We start from the raw sequence: 22457 nt of genomic DNA, 5'->3' as shown, positions 1-22457 counted from the left end.
TCCTTTATACATATAAGTGGATTATACAGAATAAGTAGAAACAGATAAAAATACATCTGTTTCTACTTATTCTTAATCGTTATTTTTACAGTTCAGTTTCGGGGCATATGTCTCCCCAGTATCCATCAACACAAACCTTATATGGTGGAATATAACATCCTACAATTAAGGCTCCAGCACATAAAATTCTTCCATATATAGGTACTTTATCTCCGAATGAACATGCTGTTCCAATCAATAAAGAACATTTACTATCATAATCATCTCCGCGGTTCTCATATTTTGTACACGTCCAACAGATTCGATTTGCTAAGGTAGATTCATAACCAGTTGTTTCTTTCATTGTTTTTAATTCCTCAACTTCTTCAGTAAGTGTGGAAAGGTATTTTTTTAGAGTATCATTTTCATTAAGTACGTAAGAATAGAGGACATTTCCGATATTGTCTCTTATATATATTTTCCCATCCGAATACGCTTTACTATAATCAATAACCACAGTTTCAATTTCCTTTTTCTTTTCATCATAAATAAATGTCAATAACGAAGCTAATTGGATTGTTTCATTTACTTTATACCCATACTCAAATTCGAACTGAGCAATATACCCGTACGGTGTATTATTTTCATCGCGTAGGTAATTCACTACTTTGGGTACAGCAGTAATTAATTTATCTTTGTATTGAATATAATGAGCATCATTTTTTACCATATTCAAAAATTCATGTTTGCTTGGTAGACCATAGCCTGTAGTTGCATACGCATCCACACCAATATAGATATTACTAACCATAAACACAGTTAGTAACATACCAATTGTTATTTTCATAAATTTTTTCACTTCTAACTACCTCCTTTTTAATTTTAAATCGTTTGTTTAATGAGACGAAATATTATCACGGTCTTAAGCTATGAAGAGTGTTTTAGATGTTCTAAACCCAGAAGCATGAAGTGGCTTGGAGAGTGAATACACAGGAAATTAGAAGTTTTTAGATGTTACTATCTGATTTTGGCGTTGGCTCATTCTGAGGTCAGAAAAATTTTGAGATGTAAGCGGAAATTAAACACTGTACTTTAACGTTTTCTGTGAGCTTGGAATATAAAACTTGGCATCGCATCCCTCTCTTCAAGAAAACAGCAGGAATAAATCCCTTAATTTGTATAATCAAACCTCAAAATATCATGAGATCATAATTATTTCAAGTCTATGCAATAACGCAATGAACTGATACGTTAAAAGGCATCGATTGCCTCCAAAGCAAACTTCAGTATTTACAAAACATGCCACATAGGATAGTATGATTTGCATATCGATCTAATTTTTTAGAACGAACTAAATAATTAGATTACCCAAAATATGTTGCTCGGCTATTCCATTTCATTAAGGAGGTTCCTATCAATGGACTTCACACCGCAGTCCTCTCTTCCGATTTCGGTCGAACAATCCAAGCTGCTTGGCAATGCCAAGCGAATCAAGATTATTGCCGCCCTTCAGGACAAACCCAAGACAGCGAAGCAGGTGGCCGATGAACTGAAGCAGACGCCCGGCAGCATTCACTACCATATCCAGAAGCTGTATGAAGGCGGGCTGATCGATCTGGTGGATACCCAGTCGGCGGGCGGAATTATCGAAAAGTACTACAAGGCGAAAGCCAAATGGTACAGCTCGGAAGGCGCTCAATTCAACGACCCGGCGCTGGCGCAAGATCTGGATGACGTATCTCGTACCCTGCTCAGCCTCCGCTTGTATCTATCGCCTGCTCAGCGGGAGGAGCTTGTGTCCGAGTTCCGTTCTTTTCTGGAACAGTGGGTGCAGAAGACGGCGGATAATCATGAAGACAATAGTCAGGAGTTCGCGATTGGCGTGAAAGTGGTGTCAACGGAGCAGAAGTCTTGATTGGCGTCCGAGTGCCATAACGTGGAGGGATTGTATTGGACATTTTTCAAAACCGGAATTTCACGCTTATGTTCGCGGGGCGCATCCTGACGAACATCGGAGACAGCCTCTATGCCGTCGCAGCGATGTGGCTCGTGTATGACTTGGGCGGCTCCACGCTGTATACGGGGCTGGCGGGATTTTTGTCCCTTATTCCCAGACTGATTCAGCTTCTGTCCGGGCCCATCATCGACCGTCTCCCTATTCGGAGCATTCTCGTATACACCCAGCTCCTGCAGGGCATTTTGCTGCTCATCGTTCCGCTGGCGGCGTATGGCGGATTTTTGAGCGTTGGCCTGGTGCTCACCATTACGCCGATACTGTCCGCATGCAATATGTGGGTCTATCCCGCGCAATTGTCAGCACTGCCCAGATTGGTAGAGAAGAAGCATCTCACCCAGGGCAACTCCTTGTTCTCGATTGCCTATCAGGGCATGGAAGTCGCCTGTAATGCATTGTCAGGCGCGCTAATCGTACTGCTCGGAGCGATCTCGCTGTATCTCTGGAATTCGGTCGGCTTCTTCATTGGAGCCCTTCTCTTCGCGCAGATTCGGATTCCCCCATCCGAAGAGGCTTCCGCAACCGATGAAAGAAATCTGCGCACGGAGCCGGAGCCAGCCTCTCATCCAGTGAAAAAATATATATCCGACATGCGAGAAGGCATCCGGCTTCTGGTGGGCACGCCCCTCTCCCGGCTTCTCTTCGGGGTCATCGCCATTAATGCCGCCGGCGGAGCGACCTTCAGTCTCCTGCCGGCTTTTAGCAGCCAGATTGGAGGCCCCGGCATTTATGGCATCCTGCTGACGGCGCAAGCGCTCTGCAGTCTGATCGGCGCCATATGCTCGCCTTATTTGAAGCTGGAGCGCCTTCGGCTAGGCTTCCTGTATTCCATCGCCTATCTGTCATGCGGAATCTTATGGTCATTGAGCGTATTCAGCCCCTGGGCATGGCTTACCGTTCTCCTCTACGGCTTGGCTTGGTTTCCCGGCGGAGCCGTCAATGTCCTGATCAACACCGTCATTCAAAAAGGAGTGCCGCAGCGCCAATTGGGCGTTGTCTTCGCAGCGGCTTCCGGGTTAAGCGGAATCGCTTCTCCGATCGGAAGCCTGCTCGGCGGCAGCCTCGGCACGCTGCTGCCCAGCGCCGCAGTCATCGCTTCCTGCGGATTGGCCGTGGCGGCCGTCGGGCTCTACTGGTCGGTCGATACCGTCTCGCGGAGCTTGCCCGCCACCGATGCGATGAAGGAAGGGTTCTTCGCGGGCCGCAATCCATCCCTCCGGATGGAACGCCAGCAGTCAGATCTCCAAGGATAGCTGGCAGCTGCATGGGCAGCGAGCGGGAGGCCTGCTCTCAGCCCAGCCCCCACCCGACAAGCGGCAGCCGAATCGCCATATAATACGCTGCCGCCACCAGTCCGAGCATCGCGAGCGTGAAGCCGATGTCGGAACGGGTATACCGCGTCGCATAATAATATGTGCGCGACCTTCCCATCTGGAACCGCTTCGCTTCCATGGCGACGGCGACGCGCTGGGCCCGGCGGATGCTCTGCGCCAGCAGCGGCAGCGCGTAGTTCCGCAGCCGCTCGTACATGCCCTTGATTCCCTTGGCATAGCGCACGCCCCGCACGGTCAGCGCATCGGAGCGCGTGCGGATGTCGTCCCAGACCGCCGGAAGCATCCGAATCGAGGCGATGAAGCTGTAGGCGTATTTGGCGGGAAGCCGGAACTGCTGCATCAAGGCGTAGAAGAGCTGAATCGGCTTCGTCGTCGAGGCGAAGGCCAGCCCAAGCATGCCGAAGGTCAGCGTCTTGCAGCCCAGCAGCAGACCGCGGTAGAAGCTCTCCTCGGAGATGCGAATCAGCCCCCACGACCACCAGATATGCTCGCCTTTGCCGAACAAAATCATCGTCGAAGCGGATGAGATGAACAAGAACAGGAACGGCAGCGTAATCAGCAGCACCTTCTTCCGGGAATGGCCGCTGAACAGGAACAGCAGCAGCGTATAGGCGATCAACTGATTCAAGGCGAAGTCGAATTGCCTGTTCAACAAGGTGATAAGAAGCAGCAGCACGAAGATGAACAGCTTATAGGCCGGATTGACGCGATGCAGCCAGGTCTCGTGCTGCGGAGCCAGTAGATTCATGTAAGCTGCGCCTCCCGTTCCCCGATCGTGTCCAGCACCGTAAGCCTGCCCCGTTCGACCTGCCACACGCGATCGGCATAGTGGCGGACGATATTCAGATCGTGCGTCACCATCACGATGGCCGTCCCCGCCGCCCGCAGACGCTCCAGCTTGTCGAGGATCGCGAACGTGTTCCGCGCGTCTTGGCCGAACGTCGGCTCGTCAAGCAGCAGCACCGGATGCTCCCGCACGACGGCGGTGGCCACGCTGAGGCGGCGCTTCTGCCCCAGCGAGAGATGATACGGATGCCGGCCGGCTCCCATATCGAGATCGAAGGCAGCCATCAAGGCCGTCACCTGCCGCTCGATCTCCGCGTCAGACCATTCCGCCAGCCGCAAGCCGTAAGCCAGTTCCTCGTAGACGGAATCGGTCAGGAACTGCATCTCCGGGTTCTGGAAGACGAAGGCCAGCTCCTCTGGCGGCTCCGGCCGGGCCTGCCGGAACCAGCCGCGCTTCTTCGGCTCCGGGACCGGACGTCCCCCGATAACATAGGAGCCGCTGGCGCGAAGCAGCCGCATCAGGGACAGCAGCAGCGTGCTCTTGCCCGCCCCGTTCGGGCCCGTGACCGCTATCCATTCGGCCGGATAGACATCGGCGGCCTCGACGGCGATGGCCTCGGCTTCTCCCCGGTAGCCGGAGAACCCCCGCAAGGCGATGATTGGCTCCGCCCGAAGTGCGGACGCCGCTTCGGACTGGCGCTGCCGCCGCTTGGCGCTCGCGATGGCGCGGTACGCCTCCGACTTCACATGATCCCGCCACACGTCCGGATACCAGATGCCGTATTCGATCAGCTTTTCCTTGTGCATCGTGAAAATAGCGCCCGGCTCGCCATCTGCCATCATGCGGCCCTCGCCGTCGAACAGCACGACACGATCGACGATATCGGCGACCAGATCCAGCTTATGCTCCACGATCAGCAGCGTATGGGAGCCCGCGATGTCCTTCACGGTATCCCAGATTTGCTTCGTCCCTTCCGGATCGAGCAGAGCCGAAGGTTCGTCCAGGAACAGCACCTCCGGCTCCAGCAGCAGGACGGAGGCGAGCGCGAGCCGCTGCTTCATGCCTTGCGACAGCGCCGCAATCGGCGTATGCAGATCATCCAGCCGCAACCCGACCCGCTCCAATATGCTTATTATGCGCGGCTCCATCTGCTCCCGTGGCACCGACAGATTCTCCAGGACGAATGCCAACTCTTCATCGACGTACGGCATGCAGAATTGGGTATCCGGATCCTGGAATACGAAGGCCCAGCTATCCGGGAGCTGCCTCCGCTCATATTTGAGCGGGACTTCCACCGAGCCCGGAATAATGCCGCTCAGCACTTGCAGCAGCGTCGATTTGCCGCAGCCGCTCGGTCCGAGCAGCAGCACCTTCTCCCCCGCCGCAATGGAGAAGGAGAGGTCCTTGAACAGCAAGGACGCCTCTCCCGGGAATTTCAATCTCAGATTTGTAATCGCGGCCGCGGTTGAGGCCGCTTGTTCTTGTGTCAATCCCAACACCCCATCGTTCATGTGCCATGATAACCGGCCGGCGGGCCTGACCGCCAGCCGGTGTCCTGCGCGTTTACCGGTCCAGAGCCGCGTATTCTTCCTTCGCGACCGGCCGGATCGACTTGGTCACCCCGGTCGCCTCCAGCGCGCGCATCAGGAAGTAAGCGAAGATGCCGGCGAACGTGAAGGCGCTGATGACGCGCAGTCCGTATTTCAGCACAAGCACCCATGTCTCGTAATTGGCATAGCCGTATCCGAGATCGAGGAGGAACGAGCCGGCAGCCGACATGATTCCGGCCGCTCCGGCAATCGCTAATCCTCCCCGGCGATAACGCGCCAAGGCGAAGACGAGCTCGGCCGCCAAGCCTTGGACGAATCCGTACATGATCGTCTCCAGCCCCCATCCCGACCCGAGCAGGGCCGACAGATTGGCTGCGGCCAGACTGGCAATGAGCGCGACGCCCGGCTTCCGGATGAGCAAGTAGGCGAACGGCCCGGCCATGAACCACATGCCGTAAGTCAATTGCCCCGCCTGCGGGAACAGCGGCTTCACGATACTGTACACGCTATCCCACAGCTTGAAGATAACGCCGAAAACGACCCCGATCATGACGGTAATGAGAATGTCCTGGAATCGCAATCCTTTCTTTTCACTTGCCTGTTCTTGCATTGCTACCCTCTCCCTTATCTCATGGTTCATACAAAAAAACCGTCTGGAACCCAGACGGTAGAGTAAGCCGATGATCATCCTGCAGGCATGATCGCACGACAAATACAAGATTTCTCTACGCTGGCATTATCCAGATCAGATTAACGGTCCGTAGCGGTATACTGGCTACTATCTCAGCCTGACTCCTCAAGCACCCGAATTTGTATGAATATGTAATCGCCCCTATAATACCGCATTCCTGCCCGGTTGGCAATGGCAGGATGGCCGAGCGGCGAGGAAGAAGCGGCGCCGGATGCGCCGCCGTTCACCGGCAGAGTTACCATAGCCCGGGCCTCCGATCCTGCCGGCTGGCGGGATTATGCCCCGAACTGGGCTTGATGCAGCCGGCTGTAGCTTCCGCCCAGCGACAGCAGCTCGTCATGCCGCCCCTGTTCGGCAATGCCGTCTTCATTCACGACGACGATGCGGTCTGCATGCTTAATCGTGGCCAGGCGATGGGCGATGATCAGCGTCGTCCGCCCGGCCGCCAGTTCAGCCAGCGACTGCTGGATGGCCGCTTCGGTCTCGGTATCCAGCGCCGACGTCGCCTCGTCCAGAATCAGAATCGGCGGATTCTTGAGGAACATGCGGGCGATAGCCAGCCGCTGCTTCTGTCCGCCGGACAGCTTCACGCCCCGCTCGCCCACGACCGTGTCCAGCCCGAGCGGCTGCGAACGGATGAACTCCTCCAGCCGCGCCCGGCGCGCGGCCTCCATAATCTCGTCCTCGCTCGCGTCGAGCTTCCCGTAGGCAATATTCTCGCGCAGCGTGCCCGCGAACAGGAACACATCCTGCTGCACGATCCCGATCTGCCGGCGCAGGGATGCGAGCGTCATCTCCCGTGTATCAATGCCGTCGATGGTGATGCGGCCCGCCTCGGCGTCATAGAAGCGCGGCAGAAGGCTGCACAGCGTCGTCTTGCCCGCGCCGGAAGGCCCGACGAACGCAACCGTCTCCCCGGCGGCAATCGTCAGATCAATATTGTCGAGCACCGGATCCAGGCCTTCATAGCCGAAGGTGACGCCTTCATAGCGGATATCGCCGCGCAGATGGGCCACCTCAATCGCATCGGGCACATCCTTCACATCCGGCTCCGTATCAAGAATTTGAAGATAGCGCTTGAAGCCCGCGATCCCCTTCGGATAGCTCTCGATGACGGCATTGATCTTGTCGATCGGCTTGAAGAACACGTTCGTCAGCAGAATGAAGCCGACCAGTTCGCCGTAGGACAGCTCCCCCCGAATGACGAACCAAGCGCCGCAGATAAGCACAAATACGGTGACGAGCCGCATCAGCATATAGCTGACCGACGAGTTGAGCGCCATAATCCGGTAGGCGATCAGCTTCGTCGAGCGGAAGCGCTGGTTGTTGACGGCGAAGCGCTCCCGTTCGAAGCCTTCGTTCGCGAATGCCTGCACGACACGGATCCCGCCGAACGTGTCTTCGACCCGTCCGTTGAAATCGGCAATGTCGGTGAACATGCGATGGTTCGCCCGGGTCATCCGCTTGTTGCAGACGACGACGAGCCAGATGAGGAACGGAATGATCACGAACGTGAGGCAGGCCAGCTTCCAGTTGATGGTGAGCATCAGCACGAACGAGCCGATAAGCGTCATCACCGCGATGAAGACATCCTCGGGACCGTGATGGGCCATCTCGCCGATCTCGAACAAATCATTGCTCATGCGGGACATCAGATGGCCCGTCTTGTTGTTGTCGAAGAAGCGGAATGAGAGCTTCTGAATATGATCGAACAGCTTTTTGCGCATATCGGTCTCGATGTTGATGCCCAGCATATGGCCCCAATAGGTAACGATATACTGCAGCCCCATATTAAGCAGATAGAGCGCCAGCAGCCCGACGCAGGCCCAGACGATGAGCGGCCAGTCATTGCTCGGCAGCAGCTTGTCCACCACCTGGTTGACGGCGATTGGGAATCCCAGCTCCAGCAGCCCCGCGATAACCGCGCAGCCGAAATCCAGGAGGAACAAATATTTATAGGGCCGGTAATAAGCAAAAAAACGGCGAAGCATAAAAGTACCTCTTTTCTCGGATAGAAATAGCGCTACGGCTTCCAGGCCAGCTGCAGCATCGTTCTCGCGCAGGACAATGCGAAAAGTCCACCGGGGCACAATCGCCTCCAATGGACTCTGCACTTGCCGAATGTGTTCCCATGTCCCATGTACCCATAACAAATGCTGCAGCTTACGCACCTGCGCATAACGCGTGGCGGCATCGCTCCACAGACAACTCTATTCTACAAAAAGGAAGAAACTCCTGCTCCCGGCCGCAAATCGGCTGCACCTGCCCCTTGATTCCCGTCAGCGCGATTCCTTCGATTAGAGCTTCTTAACTTATTGAGGCCCAAAAGCACACCCATTTCCATTGGTAACCGGAATGAATGCGCTCTTTATCGTATTGCGTACTCTGCATACCGCGCAGACAGGAGCCGCCAGCAGGCCAGTTCACATCCTAACGCTCGGCTGAGCCGCCCCGCTCGGCCGCCATCCTCTACCCCTCGTAAGCTTGCAAGGCGATAACGGCATTATGCCCGCCGAAGCCGAAGGAATTCGAGATGCCGATGCGGGCCTCAATCCGGCGGGCCTGATGGGGAACATAATCGAGATCGCAAGCCGGATCCGGATCCTCCAGATTGATGGTCGGCGGCACGATGCCTTCCCGCAGCGTCTTCACGAGCGCGATCGCTTCGACGCCGCCCGCCGCGCCCAGCATATGGCCGAGCATCGATTTGTTGGCGGTGACCGGAATGCGGCGGGCATGCTCGCCGAATACATCGTGAATCGCGCGCGTCTCCGACAGGTCTCCGACCTCGGTGCTTGTCGCATGGGCGCTGATGACGCCCACCTCCTCCGGCGCGATTCCCGCTTCCCGCAGCGCCGCTCTCATCGCCTGGCTCGCCCCGCGTCCTTCCGGATGGCTCGCCACCATATGATACGCGTCAGAGCTCGCTCCATAGCCGATGACCTCCGCGAAGATTGGCGCCCCTCTGCGCAGCGCATGCGTCAGCGACTCCAAGATGACGATGCCGGCGCCTTCCGCCATCACGAATCCGTCCCGCCCCCGATCGAAGGGGCGGCTTGCCCGTTCCGGCTCGTCATTGCGCGCCGACAAGGCCGTCGCGTTGCTGAAGCTGGCCAACGCCAAGTCCGTGAGGGCCGCCTCGGTTCCGCCGGCCATGACGACATCCGCACCGCCCGCTCGAATGAGGCGGAACGCTTCCCCGATCGCCGTGTTCCCGATCGAGCATGCCGTAACCGGCGCCATCGACGGCCCGAGCGCGCCGTAGCGGATGCTGATCTGGGCCGCGGCCATATTTGCGATCATCATCGGCACGAGCGTCGGGCTAACCCGATCCGCCCCCCGTTCGCGCAGGATTGCCTCCTGCTGGAGCATCGTCTGAATGCCGCCGATGCCCGATCCGACATACACGCCCATGCGCTCGCTGTCGAGCCCGCCCCACCGGTCGAGCTCCGCTTGGCGGTAAGCTTCCTCGGCCGCCGCCAGGGCGAACTGGGTGAAGCGGTCCATCCGCCGCGCTTCCTTGCGCCCGAAGCGGGCTTCCGCATCGAAGTCCCGCACCTGTCCCGCGATGCGGACCTTGCAGGAGGATGCATCGAACGCATCGATCGCGGAGATTCCCGATTGTCCGCGAATCAGCCCCTGCCATAGGGAATCCGTATCCTGGCCAAGCGGCGTGATGGCTCCCATCCCTGTTATGACGACTCTCTCCATATCCATGTCCTCCTTCATCCGTACTGGTTGTCGTGTCGGAATTATTGTGTCATAGCGGTTATCCTATTACAAGTTGTTGTTTATCCTAGTATAATTAGTACCAGATTAGAGAGTGTGAGGTGCCATCAATGAATTCACCGACCCGATTGCAAATGCTGTCCGAGTTCCTCCGCGCCAAGCGGGCGCATATCCTTCCCCAATCGGTAGGACTCCCGGCTGGAACCCGCCGCCGGACCCCCGGCCTTCGACGCGAGGAGGTCGCCCAATTGGCGGGCGTCAGCACGACATGGTATACCTGGCTCGAGCAGGGACGAGATATTCAAGTGTCGGCTTCGGTGCTGGACAGTGTCGCGGCCGCGTTGAAGCTGACCGTGGACGAGCGCAAATATTTGTATGCGCTCGCCTTGGAGGGAGGGGCCGGCCCCGCCGTACGGGAGGAGGAAGAGCCGCAGATCAGCCCTGCCCTGCAGCGGATTCTGCAGGAGCTGCGGCATTGCCCGACAATTGTGTCGGATCGGCGCTGCCATATCGTCGGCTGGAACGAGGCGGCGTCTCATGTCTTCCTCGACTTCACCGCCATTCCGCCGGAAGAGCGGAATATGATTCGCCTGCTGTTCACGCGCAAGGAATTCCAGAGTCTGGCGGTCAACTGGGAGCATTTCGTCAAAGGATTTCTGTCGATATTCCGCGCGTATTACGGCCAGTACGTAGAGGATGAATGGTATGATCGCTTCCTGGAGGAGATGAAGGAGGTTCACCCGGACTTCCAGCGGTTATGGAATCAGAGCCAGGTAAGCACCGCCCCGGAGGTCGTCATTGAGTTCAGACATGCCCGGGCGGGGAAAATGCTGTTCCATCTGACTTCCCTGCAGGTGCAAGGCGACGCCGATCTGCGCTGCAGCATCTATACGCCGGCGCCCGAATCCTCGACCGAATTCAAGCTGGTGAAGCTGATGGACCGAAGAGAAAAATAAATAATGAATTTTCGCACCCAGGTTGTACATCGTTGTTCCGAATTGCCTTATTAAGTGAAGGCGCGAATTCCAAACATTCTCGAATCGCGTTCTTCCCCAATCACTGAGATGGAGGCGAACGATAATGACATGCAAGCAGCCTGAATTGACCGCCGGCAAAATGGACGTGGCTTATCCTTTCCAAGAAGTTGCATCCGCGGAGCCGGGCAGCCGGCGAAGACTGATGCTCAGCGATAATCCGGAGGTGCTGGATGCCGGCAGCTTCCCCGAGGCAGGCGGGACGCTCTGGCATGATGTCGTCCAGAGCGATGCGGATCAGGTGAAGCACCGGGTAATGGGCTGGCATATCAATCAGACCGGCCAGCCGTTGCAAGTGGGTTTGACACTGGAGAATCAAGCCGAAGCGAACACGCTCCAGATTCGGCAAATCAAGCGGGAGGCGCGGATCGTGGATGCGTCGTCGAACATATTGGTCGAAGCGGGCCAATGTCTGGCCGCATCCTGCTTGGCCGGGACGATGGATGATCATGCTGCGGCCGATTGCAGGCCGTTGGCGCAGGAGGTCGGCCTGATCGAAGCCCGGGAGGTGCCGCATGGCCATCTTATCGGCTTTATCTATGAATTCACCGTCTGCCGGAGCTCAGGGGATGGGCCGCTCCATTATGTCGTGCGGACCGCGGCCAGCCGCAGCGCCGATACCGATCTGAGAACGATCGTATCGGAGCCGCTCTCTGCCGCCGGGCAGCCGCATCCGCGCGGCAGCTGGCCGTTCTCGGAGACGTTGGCGCTTATGCCGGAATACGAGGTCGGCGGGACGACGCATAATTATCGCGCCTTGGCGAAATCACGCCAATTCGGCGGCAGCCCGCCTGCAGACCTGCTGTTCACGGCCGGCAGCAGCGATCCGCTCAGCGGCAGCGGAGCGGTGAACAATATCGCCCAATTCGGCGCGATCTACACGGTGAGCCTTCCGATCCGGAACGAGACGGGCGCTCCGGCCAAGGTCCACATTTGGGTCAATCCGCGCGGGGGAAAATATGCCGGCGCCGTCCGGCTCGGCAAGGAGGTATTCCGCATTCCGGCGCTGCCGACGAATAAGGATGCATGCCAGATCGCCGAATATGAGGCGCCAGAAGGCCTGTCCACCTTCACCTTCTCCCTCATGACCGCCGGAGAATCGAATACGCCGCTCGGCATATTCGTCACGACCAGCTCCTAGCCTGCAGCAAGGCCCACGCTCGCTTGCCGGCGTGGGCCTTGTCCGTTGCGGACCCGCGGCAGGATTCCGCCAACGGGTTCATGCCTCCCGGTTTTCTCAGTTACCGTAATGGACGAGCAGCGCGTTGCTGATCTCCCGGCCAGGAGAGGTGATATATTTGCCTTTATAATACAGCCCGCTTGATGCCCCGCCATCCAGGTTCATCGCCTGCTGCGCGCCGGCCTGCTTCATCATCTGAGCGAGCTCCGGAATCGTGGCCCCGGAAGTCGTCAATAGAATCAGCTTATGGTCCGACGTTATGCCCACAGCGCTGCGCGCGCCGCTGTTCGTCAATATTTTCGGATCCTTGAAGCCTTCCGGTACCGGATCGACGCTGACCCGACCGTTCGTCACCAGACGGGGTCCCGCCTGAAGCGCTCCTTCCACATCGCCTTCCTCGAAACGCTGCGGGAACTCCTTGCCCTTGACGAACTCCACCTCGTTGTCCTTCGTGAATAGGAGCACGGTTCGACGGTCGGCCGGACTTGGATGCACCAACTCGCCCTTTTTCACGATATGGCCGTACGGAGCCTTATAGCTCGTCTTCGTATATGCATCGAAAAACGTCCCGTTCATCGCCACCGCCGCCTTGCTGGCATCCGCCATATGCTTCAAGCTGTCCACGGAGCCAATCTTGCCTCCGGCCACCGCGACATCGAGCCGGATCTTCGGATGAAGCAGATCAACCTCCACGATCGAAGCGGAAATGCGCTTCTTGCCGACGGTGAATGTTTTCTGTTTCTGCTCCATGGGAGCAGCGGCACGGTTCAATCGTTCCATGGAGACGACCGGGAGCTTCTGCTTCCCCCTCTCCGTATCGAACAAGAGCGCAGAGGCCGCCTTGTCCCACTTCATCTGAAGCTTCATCGCTTCTCCGACGAAGCGAATCGGCACATAGGTCGTCCCTCCCTCGACAAAAGGCGCCGCATCCATCTGCTTCACCGCGCCGTTCACCTGCGCCTTCTTGTTCCCGACCGTCAAGGACAACGTGTCCTCATTCGCGCGCACATCGATGCGCTGGGCAGCCTTGTCCCATTTCACTTGATATTTCAATTGTTCGCTCAAGTAACGAATCGGCACGTAGGTGCGGTTCGCCGCCGTATCCATATACCCGACGCTGCGCCCCGCGGCCTGAGTCTCGCCATGCTGGCCCAATACTGCCGCGAGGAAGGCAGCCCCCAGTACTGCCATGATTGCTCTCTTCTTCATTCTCTCTGCTCCCATTCTCTTCTGATGAATATCCCGGCATCGTTGTCCCTCGTCTCTGCCTTCTCGAGTTGATTAATCGTGTAAATGTTACCATATAGGACGTTTTACCCACAAACCTTATTTTTAGAGTCTCTTTGACCGATGTCTTCTTTCCTGGAGAAAAAGAAAACAGGAGCCCATATTCGCTCCTGTCCGTTGCTGACTATTCAACTTCGTTCCTCTACACTTCGTCCCGATCCGCTGCTATCATCGCATCGAAATACGCCGTGCCTCCATCGGCTAACCCGCTGATGAAGCAGTTGCCGTCCTGCCACGCGGAGCGGATGACTGCCATCTTGTCGTTGAGGACAGCCTCCCGGTGATACGTGATGCGGAAGCGGGACAGCCCCCGCTCCAGTTCCTCTGGCGACATCGCATCGAGGCAAATATCCACAAAACGCGCATTGTTCAGATGCCCGTTCATGTCGATGCTGCTTAGCCGCACCGTCATATCATAGGCATGCTCCCGCTTCAGGTCAGCCGGAACCTCCACCTTGCGCGGCATGCCGCCTACGCAATCATCGGGATGAACCGGCAGGTCGTAAGGACAGGCCGATGCACGGAGAATGCGGCGCTTGTTCAAATCGACGAGCACCCACGAGGTCCGGGCCTGCGCTATCCATTCCGCGTCATCCGGGCCGTAAATACGGAAGTCGCGCTGCCACTGAACGCCAGTCGCCCCCCGGTTCCATGTCACAATCTCGATCGTCTCGCCATAGAGGGGAAGCCGTTTCCATTCCAGATCGATCGTGACCAGCATCCATGCCATGCCCTGCCGGATCATCTCGTCCAGCGACACCCCGTAGTGCCCAAGCTGCGCATCGCCCGCCCGCTGCATCCATTCGAGCAGCGCCGACAGCTTACACTGCTTCTTATAATCACAATTGTCCGAATGTATGTAGTGCTTCTCCCGCCATTGTACTCCCATGTCCGAACATCTCCTTGTATCAGTTGAGCCTCCCTCGCCTGTGCGAGTGGAACAGCTTTATTGTACCTCAAGCGGATGGCAGGAGGGAAATTCATACTTGGGATGGGCCTGCAGGGTCTGCAGGGTCTGCAGGGTCTGCAGGGTCTGCAGGGTCTGCAATATCCTTTGATCAATCCATTGCGTCATTCTCCCATCGAGCAATCCTTTGCGCCAATCTCCCATCCGGTCAGGAAAAAACAAAGTTCGACAGGCTATCCCCTTGAATCAGGAGGATCCTGCTGTTCAACCGAGAAGGTATATCCAGAGTGAGACCGCATCGCCCCAAATCGACAGCGGCTGTGGTAAAATGATGCTATGGGAAAGGACGGTTATGATGAGCGAGCAGCTTCTTCACACGATTGTTCAGGAACTGCAAAGTCTGAATGGGCTGATCGATAAGATGGATAAGAGATTCGATCAGGTTGAACAGCGCCTTGGTAAAGTCGAACAGCGTCTAGATAACATGGACAAGAGGTTCGATCAGGTCGAGCAACGCCTCAGTAAAGTCGAACAGCGTTTAGACAAGATGGATAAGCGGTTCGATCAGGTCGAGCAGCGCCTTGATAGAGTCGAACAACGTTTAGATCAGATGGACAAGCGGTTCGATCAGGTTGAACAACGCCTTAACACTATGGACTCGAGACTGGAAGCTATAGAAATTGAGGTCAAGCAAGCAAATACTTCTCTAGCACAAATAGAGCAGTCACAGCCAAGCGATATCCAACTCCATGCTCCATATCATTTCCCATAAAATCGATTCCTTGACCAAAGATGTGGAATACACCTATCATAGAACGGCTCAAAATGAACTAGAGATCAACCGCCTTCGGAACCAATAGGTTTCGGGGCGTTTTTTTTTTGCGATGCACATCGCCGCTTTCATATGTTACTATAAACATATCCCAAGGTAGAGGGTTGCCATATGCTCTAAAATCCTGTTCCAGACTCCCTTTACTTCCGGGCGGGAACCGGATAACGTGGAGGTAGGACAATGTTCCGGCTGGAACTACATTCAAGGAGAGTCAGTGATATGAGTTCACATCATAACGATACGATGGATGCCTCCCCTCTCCGCAGCGAGATAGCGGGAACGGGACATCGCATCCTCATTGTAACGTCCGTGCCCGCCGAGCGGGATGCCGTCCTACGCGGCTTGGGCGGAGACCCCCGCTTCAACGTGATCGTCGGTGGCGTCGGCACGGCGGCAGCCGCAGCGAGCACCGCACGTGAGCTGGCTGTCGCTCATTATGGCGCCGCCGTGTGCGCCGGCATTGCCGGCGGCTTCGCGGAGCGGGCCGAAGTCGGCTCCGTCGTGGTGGCCAGCTCGATCATCGCGGCCGACCTGGGAGCGGAGACGCCCGACGGCTTCTGCAGCGTGGACGAGCTTGGCTTCGGCTCGGCCTATATCCCGGTCGATGCCGAGACGGCCGAGCGTATCTGCCAAGCGATGCAGGCCATTCCGCTGCAGGCATGCGCCGGACCCGTGCTGACCCTGTCCACGGTGACAGGCACGGCCGAGACGGCAGCGATGCTCGCGCAGCGGGTGCCCGGGGCCGCCGCCGAAGCGATGGAAGGCTATGGCATCGCTGTGGCCGCCCGTCAGTTCGGCCTGCCGGCGTTCGAGATCCGGTCGATCTCGAACGCGATCGGTCCGCGCAACCGGGCGGCATGGCGCATCCCAGAGGCGCTGGAAGTATTGGAAGCCGCTTGTTCAGTCTTACCGGAGGTGCTGTAATCATGAAAATTGCTTTTTCCCCTTGTCCGAACGATACGTTTGTATTCCATGCCTGGGTGCACGGGCTTGTTCCCGGAGCGCCGGAACTGGACGTAACCTACGCGGACATCGATATTACGAACGGTCTGGCTGCCAGCGGTCAAGGTCCGGAGGTGCTTAAAATCTCGTATGCGGCGCTTCCCTGGGTGCTGTCCGATTACGCGCTGCTCCCTTGCGGCGGCGCCCTTGGCCGGGGCTGCGGCCCGCTTGTGCTGACGAAGGAAGCCGGCAGCGATCCGGCGGCGCTCAGCGGCCGGCGGGTAGCCGTGCCGAGCGAGCGCTCGACGGCCTACCTGCTGTTCCGCTTATGGGCGGCGAAGTATGTGCCCGGCGGCGTCGGGGAGATCGTCGTCATGCCGTTCCATCAGATTATGCCGGCGGTGCGCGACGGCCATATCGACGCCGGACTCGTTATCCATGAAGCGCGCTTCACCTACCCGAGTTACGGGCTGACCTTGCTGGCCGATATGGGAAGCTGGTGGGAAGCAGATACCGGCCTGCCAATCCCGCTCGGGGCGATCATTGCCCGCCGAACCCTTGATGCAGGCAAGATCGCCGAATGGGCGCGCGCGTCCGTGGAATATGCCTGGGCGCATCCGGAGGCGTCCCTGTCTTACGTGCTGCACCATGCGCAGGAAATGGATCCGCAGGTGGCGCAAGCGCATATCAATCTTTATGTGAACGAGTTCACCGCAAATCTGGGCGAGGACGGATACGCAGCCGTAGAGGCACTTCTGAGAAGAGCCGCTGAGGAAGGGCTTGTGCCATCCTTCGATCCGGCCCTGCTGCGGCTGTAATTTTCCGTTCACTATATGGGCCATGCGACACTGAACTTTTGGCAGATGAACCGATGACAACAAAAAGAGCGCCCCGTCAGGGAGCGCTCTTTTTGGCATGCGGCCTCAAGCTTAACCGAGCTCGATACCGAAATAGGTTTTCAACGCTTCATCATATTGCTCCTTCGACTCCGGAATGAAGGTCTGAACGCCATCGGCCGTGAAGATGCGGAATTCATCTCCAGCGAGTGTATTGCGTCCTTCACGAGTACGGACAGCCGCCATCGCCTGCTGGGTAAAAATAGACTCCGGCGCATGCTCGCACCAGAACGAAGGCATAATGAAATCCCGCGCGAGCTGCGGCTCCTCCGTAAAGGAATAGAGACGGCCCCATCCGTCCCGCTTGAATTCGAACAGCATCCAGCCATAGTCCGGATCCCGTTCCAGCCGGTAGCATTCATCCCCCTGCCATTGCTCCAACCCGGCTTCGATGCGCACCGGCCGGCGCGGGACAATTCCTCCTACTCCGACATCGCACAGGAACGTCTCATCCCCGGCCTGGACTTGCAAAACTTGGTGGCGGCGCTTGGGCGGAGGATTCGGTTCATCACGCCAAAAGCGGGCCATCAGATCGGTAACCGGATAGCCAAGCTCGCGAAGCAGCCATCCGAACAGGGCATTCAACTCGAAGCAATAGCCGCCCCGGCGGCGGGTTACAATTTTGTCTATAAGATCAGGAACGTCGAGTGACAAAGGCACACGCTGCAAAATATCAAAATTTTCGTAAGGCACGGCATGCAGATGACATTCCTGCAGATCGGCCAGCACAGCGGCACTGCCATCGAGTGGACCATCATATCCTATCCGCTTCAAGTAAGCGTATACATTAGACTTCAAATGCTCGCATCTCTCCAACTTCATCGTCTCCTTACCTCTATGTTTCCTCCCATCATAGCAACATCTGCATTGCCCAACAAGATGATCGGGCATCTATCGCCGAACGACTTTCTAATACTATTTTACTGGAACAGGAGCCTTTATCTTATTTCCGGAATAAAGGGAAGGAAAGATAGATTTACCCTTTCATATTCACGATAAGGTGGGAATTGAGACTCGGATAATTCTCCAATCAAAGGATGCAATTTGACTTTATTCCAAATTAATGAAAATTAATTATAGCCAATTTGGTTAAAATTTTGTAATATAAAACCAACGAATGTCCCGCTCCTACGACCCTCCTGTCGAATCCTGAGTAATAAACGCGGCGACATGAACCCTGCATCGATGAATCCGACTTCTTTTTTCGGCACCTTGCGAGCATACCTGCCTTTGCGATAGATGCCGCCAGCATACGACAGCTCCAGTCCAACCTGACTATCAACAATCTGCCAGCAGTTCCAGCTTCCAATCCATGACCTGACTTCTGCTTTCTTGCTGTAAATGACGCTAATTCGACCTTTTTTATCGGTTCCTTTTCTTTTTTTCGCGGAAAAGTTAAAACGAGATAACTTTATTTTAAAACGTTTACATTCTATGAAGGAGGTGGTCATCTCTTCAAAAGCAGCGGTCCGACGTTGTGTAGAGCTTGTCCAAAACCAACTTATAGGAGGTATTGTTATGAATCAGCTGCGAGTATGGAACCCGTTAGCATCCAAAGTATCCCCGCTGTTTGTCGCTCTTGGCGCCGTATTGGCCGCCTTTTTCTGCATGATGGTGTTCGCCGAGCAGGCGTCCGCCCACGGCTATATCGAATCCCCGCACAGCCGCGCCTACCAATGCAAGCTCGGGGAGAACACGAATTGCGGACTCGTAGAGTACGAGCCGCAAAGCATCGAAGCGAAAGGTAACTTCCCGATCGGCGGTCCGGAAGACGGTCATATCGCCGGGGGCGGCGTGTTCCCGGAGTTGGATGCGCAATCATCTACCCGCTGGAATAAAGTCGATATGAACGGCGGCAACAACACCTTCACTTGGTACTTGACCGCGCCGCATGCCACGAAAGAGTGGAAGTACTATATTACGAAAAAAGACTGGAATCCGAACCAGCCATTGACTCGGGCCCAGCTTGAGCCGGACCCATTCTGCTACTATAACGATGGCGGGCAAAGGCCGAACAAATCCGTCTCGCATCAATGCAGCGTGCCAACCGATCGCAGCGGCTACCATATCATCCTCGGCGTATGGGAAGTTGCCGATACCGGCAACGCGTTCTATCAAGTCATTGACGTCAACCTGAACAATGGTTCCGGTGGCGTGACGCCATCCGTTCCTGCAGGCGTAGCTTCGCCTTCGCAAACGCAGACGAGCATCTCCTTGACATGGAGCCCTTCTTCGGGCCCGAACGGAATCCAGCAGTACGAGGTATACCGCAACGGCGCCTTGGTCGGAACGACGGCACAGACCTCGTACACCGATACGGGATTAACGGAGAATACTTCCTACACCTACACAGTTAGAGCCGTCGATACGGCAGGGAACAAATCACAGCCATCCGCGGCCCTGACGGTCAAGACGCTGGGCGACAGCCCAGAATATCCGGTTTGGGACGCAAGCAAGATCTACGTTGGAGGCGACCGGGTAACACATAATGGCGCTGCCTACGAGGCGCGCTGGTGGACATCAGGCGAAGAGCCAGGCCAGGCGGAAGTATGGAAAAAGCTATAAGCCGAACCTGAGGAGCCCGCTCATGACACAGGCTAACGGTGCGAATGCACCGTTAGCCTGTTCTGCTGTAATATAAACTTTTGGAGCAATGCCTTATACGCTGCCGCTCTTTGCATCATTATCCCGTCGAGTCAGACATTCCGCATTTGCTCTTTACGCCAATCTCCCACCGGGTCAGATACATTCCCATTTCCTCTTTACGCCAGTCTCCCAACGCGTCAGGTACATTCTCATTTGCTCTTTGCGCCAGTCTCCCAACGCGTCAGGTACATTCTCATTTGCTCTTTACGCCAGTCCCCCATCGGGTCAGGTACATTCTCATTTGCTCTTTACGCCAGTATCCCAACGCATCAGGTACATTCCCATTTGTGCTCTTTACGCCAGTCCCCCATCGGGTCAGGTACATTCTCATTTGCTCTTTACGCCAGCATCCCAACGCATCAGGTACATTCCCATTTCCTCTTTACACCAGTATCCCATCGGGTCAGGTACATTCTCATTTGCTCTTTACGCCAGTATCCCAACGCATCAGGTACATTCCCATTTCCTCTTTACGCCAGTATCCCATCGGGTCAGGCTATCCTGAACCATGGGGAGATTGCTTGTAAGGACCACGCACACACCAACCTGACTCATGGGGAGACCGCTTATAAGGACTTACCCACACACCAACCTGACTCATGGGGAAACCGTTAATAAGGACCTACGCACACAAACCTCCGGACTCACGGGGAGACCGCTTGTAAGGTCCTACGCACACACCTCCTGACTCACGGGGAGTCCGCTTATAAGGACTTACCCACACACCAACCTGACTTATGGGGAGACCGCTTTTAAGGACCTACGAACACACACCTCCTGACTCATGGGGAGACCGCTTATAAGGACTTACGCACTCAAACCTCCTGACTCATGGGGAGACCGCTTATAAGGACCTACGCACACACCTCCTGACTCACGGGGAGACCGCTTATAAGGATTTACCCACACACCAACCTGACTCATGGGGAGACCGCTTATAAGGACCTACGCACACACCAACCTGACTCATGGGGAGACCGCTTATAAGGACCTACGCACACACCAACCTGACTCACGGGGATAGCGCTTATAAGGACCTACGCCTACACACCACCTCCTGACTCAAGGGGAGACCGCTTTTAAGGACTTACGCACACACCAACCTGACTCTCGGGGATAGCGTTTAAAAGGACCTACGCATACATACCTCCTGACTCAAGGGGAGAGTGGTTGTAAGGCCCTGCAAACACTCCTGCCTGGCCTCATGAGAAGAGCGCTTGTTAGGCATCTCTAGGCATCTCGTACCGCATAGTGATTTCTCTGCACACGAAAGCAGGGCACTGTTTTTGTGCCCTGCTTTTGGTGTGACAGGTGACAATAGTAAGGAGCGGCTTATCTGCCTAGTCTTTGTATGGATCGAACTCGTTCGCTCCGGCCATGCAGACGCCGATTGGCTTCAGCACATGCAGTACGTCGAGCGTGTTCTGGTGCGCATCGAGCACGTCCTGCAGCTTGCGGTAGACGAACGGGCTCTCGTCGGTGCCTGCGCCGCGCAGCTCGACGCCGAAGCTCCGGACCGCGGCCTTCATCTGCTCCGGCGTGATCTGTCCGCCCGTCCGCGCTCGGGTCTTCCAGTTCATGCGGCCGGCGGCCTGGGTGCGGCTCATAATCCGACCGGCGCCATGAACCGTGCTGTAGTAAGCGTCCTGATTCTCCTCCGAATCTTTGCCGCGCACGATGACGGAAATATCGCCCATGCTTCCGCCGATGAAGCCAAGCTGCCCGGGCGCTGAAGGCGTTGCCCCTTTACGGACGACGATGGTGTCTCGTCCGTTATGCTGCTCTTGCCATGCGAAGTTATGGTGATTATGCACTTCGAAATCCGCCTCCGCCCCGAGGATGGACAATACCTGGCCGATGACGTAGTCCCGGCCGGCATAGGCGTACCGCCCGGCCAGCTTCATGGCGCGGTAGTACATGTCGCCGAGTTCGCTGTCCAGTTCCAGCAGCACCGGCGGCTGATCCATGCTCTCGCCTGGCGCCTTGCCGAGAAATTCCCGCCCGGCGGCCAGATTCAGGAACCCGCTCGCCGTCTTGTGGCCGAAGCCGCGGCTGCCAAAATGATTCCCGATCCACAGCCTCCCGGTATCGGGCTCCACGAACAGGTCGACATAATGATTGCCGCTTCCCACTGTGCCCAGTTGGTTGCGTGCCAATGCCTTCAACGTGTCATGCTCATGGCGGCCGATCGACTGATAGACCGCCCAGTCCGGGTCGTCGAACAGCTCGTGATCGACCTTTTCCTCATTGTTGCGGCCAACGCCGAACGATATTTTGCCCGCAATCTCGTCCATGATAGCGCCGATGCGCGGCTGGATATCGGCTGCGTACAAATTCGTCCGCACCGCCTTATTGCCGCAGCCGATGTCATAGCCGACACCGGAAGGCGAGATTTGTCCATCATACACGATGACGCCCCCAATCGGCTGGCTGTAACCTTTATGATGGTCGGCCATCAAGAGCGCCTGGATGACACGTCCGTTCCGCGCACATGTCTTCGCCTGGGCGACCGCGCTCTCCTCTGGCTGGCCCCATACCCGCACGCCGTCCGTTGTTATATATGCCATTGCTGTCAACTCTCCTTATTCTGCATCAGTGGTTGATATTTGATCTTTTTTCTCAGGGGGACATGCCGATTCGGAAGAACAA

20 protein-coding genes and 1 riboswitch are annotated in these 22457 nt (G+C 56.3%); of the genes, 8 read left to right on the top strand and 12 right to left on the bottom strand.

What is annotated here, in order from left to right; genetic code table 11:
* Positions 1 to 85: 85 nt before the first annotated feature.
* Positions 86 to 838 carry a hypothetical protein gene (locus NNL35_RS08385; protein WP_006677185.1) on the bottom strand — a complete coding sequence of 251 codons (753 nt, stop codon included), beginning with the start codon at positions 836 to 838 and terminating at the stop codon, positions 86 to 88.
* A gap of 558 nt (positions 839 to 1396) precedes the next feature.
* Here NNL35_RS08385 and NNL35_RS08380 point away from each other — a divergent pair.
* Together NNL35_RS08380 and NNL35_RS08375 are read left to right on the top strand one after the other, a co-directional pair.
* Positions 1397 to 1894, top strand: coding sequence for a winged helix-turn-helix domain-containing protein (locus NNL35_RS08380; protein ID WP_006677184.1), 498 nt, complete (start codon positions 1397 to 1399; stop codon positions 1892 to 1894).
* 35 nt (positions 1895 to 1929) lie between these two features.
* On the top strand, positions 1930 to 3246 hold the full coding sequence (locus NNL35_RS08375; RefSeq protein ID WP_006677183.1) for an MFS transporter: 1317 nt from the start codon (positions 1930 to 1932) through the stop codon (positions 3244 to 3246).
* Between the two features lie 37 nt (positions 3247 to 3283).
* Here the strand turns inward: NNL35_RS08375 and NNL35_RS08370 are convergent, their stop codons facing one another.
* The 6 genes from NNL35_RS08370 to fabF all read right to left on the bottom strand — a co-directional run bounded on the left by NNL35_RS08370 (position 3284) and on the right by fabF (position 10066).
* Entirely contained in the window at positions 3284 to 4075 is a 792-nt protein-coding gene (locus tag NNL35_RS08370) for an energy-coupling factor transporter transmembrane component T family protein (protein WP_006677182.1), read from the bottom strand.
* Positions 4072 to 5613, bottom strand: coding sequence for an ABC transporter ATP-binding protein (locus tag NNL35_RS08365; protein ID WP_420798532.1), 1542 nt, complete (start codon positions 5611 to 5613; stop codon positions 4072 to 4074). Before NNL35_RS08365 ends, NNL35_RS08370 begins: the two co-directional genes overlap by 4 nt.
* Before the next feature lie 64 nt (positions 5614 to 5677).
* Complete coding sequence (locus NNL35_RS08360; RefSeq protein WP_006677180.1) at positions 5678 to 6274, bottom strand: ECF transporter S component; 597 nt, start codon at positions 6272 to 6274, stop codon at positions 5678 to 5680.
* A 95-nt stretch (positions 6275 to 6369) separates the two neighbouring features.
* Positions 6370 to 6481, bottom strand: a riboswitch (TPP riboswitch).
* A complete protein-coding gene (locus NNL35_RS08355; RefSeq protein ID WP_254553305.1) occupies positions 6448 to 6597 on the bottom strand; it encodes a hypothetical protein in 150 nt (49 codons plus the stop codon). It overlaps the preceding riboswitch by 34 nt.
* 33 nt (positions 6598 to 6630) lie before the next feature.
* Entirely contained in the window at positions 6631 to 8346 is a 1716-nt protein-coding gene (locus NNL35_RS08350; protein ID WP_254553304.1) for an ABC transporter ATP-binding protein, read from the bottom strand.
* A 478-nt stretch (positions 8347 to 8824) separates the two neighbouring features.
* A complete protein-coding gene (gene fabF, locus NNL35_RS08345) occupies positions 8825 to 10066 on the bottom strand; it encodes a beta-ketoacyl-ACP synthase II (protein WP_006677178.1) in 1242 nt (413 codons plus the stop codon).
* A gap of 128 nt (positions 10067 to 10194) precedes the next feature.
* Here fabF and NNL35_RS08340 point away from each other — a divergent pair, with 128 nt between their 5' ends.
* Positions 10195 to 11040 (top strand): helix-turn-helix transcriptional regulator, encoded by an 846-nt coding sequence (locus NNL35_RS08340; protein ID WP_006677177.1) that lies wholly within the window; start codon positions 10195 to 10197, stop codon positions 11038 to 11040.
* Between the two features lie 124 nt (positions 11041 to 11164).
* Positions 11165 to 12259, top strand: coding sequence for a hypothetical protein (locus NNL35_RS08335; protein WP_254553303.1), 1095 nt, complete (start codon positions 11165 to 11167; stop codon positions 12257 to 12259).
* A gap of 96 nt (positions 12260 to 12355) precedes the next feature.
* On the opposite strand, the gene NNL35_RS08330 is transcribed toward NNL35_RS08335, so the two are convergent.
* From NNL35_RS08330 to NNL35_RS30335, 3 genes are all read right to left on the bottom strand, one after another.
* On the bottom strand, positions 12356 to 13489 hold the full coding sequence (locus tag NNL35_RS08330) for a phosphodiester glycosidase family protein (RefSeq protein ID WP_254553302.1): 1134 nt from the start codon (positions 13487 to 13489) through the stop codon (positions 12356 to 12358).
* Positions 13490 to 13727: 238 nt separating this feature from the next.
* Positions 13728 to 14474 carry an acyl-[acyl-carrier-protein] thioesterase gene (locus NNL35_RS08325; RefSeq protein WP_006677174.1) on the bottom strand — a complete coding sequence of 249 codons (747 nt, stop codon included), beginning with the start codon at positions 14472 to 14474 and terminating at the stop codon, positions 13728 to 13730.
* Between the two features lie 57 nt (positions 14475 to 14531).
* Positions 14532 to 14660 carry a hypothetical protein gene (locus NNL35_RS30335; RefSeq protein ID WP_276540126.1) on the bottom strand — a complete coding sequence of 43 codons (129 nt, stop codon included), beginning with the start codon at positions 14658 to 14660 and terminating at the stop codon, positions 14532 to 14534.
* A 73-nt stretch (positions 14661 to 14733) separates the two neighbouring features.
* Between NNL35_RS30335 and NNL35_RS08320 the strand changes: the two genes are divergently transcribed.
* The 3 genes from NNL35_RS08320 to NNL35_RS08310 all read left to right on the top strand — a co-directional run bounded on the left by NNL35_RS08320 (position 14734) and on the right by NNL35_RS08310 (position 17084).
* Positions 14734 to 15264, top strand: a complete 531-nt coding sequence (locus tag NNL35_RS08320; protein ID WP_006677173.1) for a hypothetical protein — start codon at positions 14734 to 14736, stop codon at positions 15262 to 15264.
* Positions 15265 to 15567: 303 nt separating this feature from the next.
* Positions 15568 to 16248: a futalosine hydrolase gene (locus tag NNL35_RS08315; protein WP_254553980.1), complete on the top strand. Its 681-nt coding sequence runs from the start codon at positions 15568 to 15570 to the stop codon at positions 16246 to 16248.
* A gap of 2 nt (positions 16249 to 16250) precedes the next feature.
* Complete coding sequence (locus NNL35_RS08310) at positions 16251 to 17084, top strand: 1,4-dihydroxy-6-naphtoate synthase (protein ID WP_254553301.1); 834 nt, start codon at positions 16251 to 16253, stop codon at positions 17082 to 17084.
* 111 nt (positions 17085 to 17195) lie between these two features.
* Here NNL35_RS08310 and NNL35_RS08305 read toward each other — a convergent pair whose 3' ends face one another.
* Positions 17196 to 17984 carry an arylamine N-acetyltransferase family protein gene (locus tag NNL35_RS08305; protein ID WP_254553300.1) on the bottom strand — a complete coding sequence of 263 codons (789 nt, stop codon included), beginning with the start codon at positions 17982 to 17984 and terminating at the stop codon, positions 17196 to 17198.
* A 696-nt stretch (positions 17985 to 18680) separates the two neighbouring features.
* Between NNL35_RS08305 and NNL35_RS08300 the strand changes: the two genes are divergently transcribed.
* Positions 18681 to 19727, top strand: coding sequence for a lytic polysaccharide monooxygenase (locus NNL35_RS08300; RefSeq protein ID WP_006677168.1), 1047 nt, complete (start codon positions 18681 to 18683; stop codon positions 19725 to 19727).
* Between the two features lie 1421 nt (positions 19728 to 21148).
* Here the strand turns inward: NNL35_RS08300 and NNL35_RS08295 are convergent.
* Positions 21149 to 22375, bottom strand: a complete 1227-nt coding sequence (locus tag NNL35_RS08295) for an RtcB family protein (protein ID WP_254553299.1) — start codon at positions 22373 to 22375, stop codon at positions 21149 to 21151.
* Positions 22376 to 22457: the final 82 nt, after the last annotated feature.

The organism is Paenibacillus dendritiformis, assembly GCF_945605565.1.
GTDB lineage: Bacteria > Bacillota > Bacilli > Paenibacillales > Paenibacillaceae > Paenibacillus_B > Paenibacillus_B dendritiformis_A.
The sequence above is the reverse complement of the archived record's forward strand: the minus strand, read 5'-3'. Positions and strand labels throughout refer to the sequence as shown.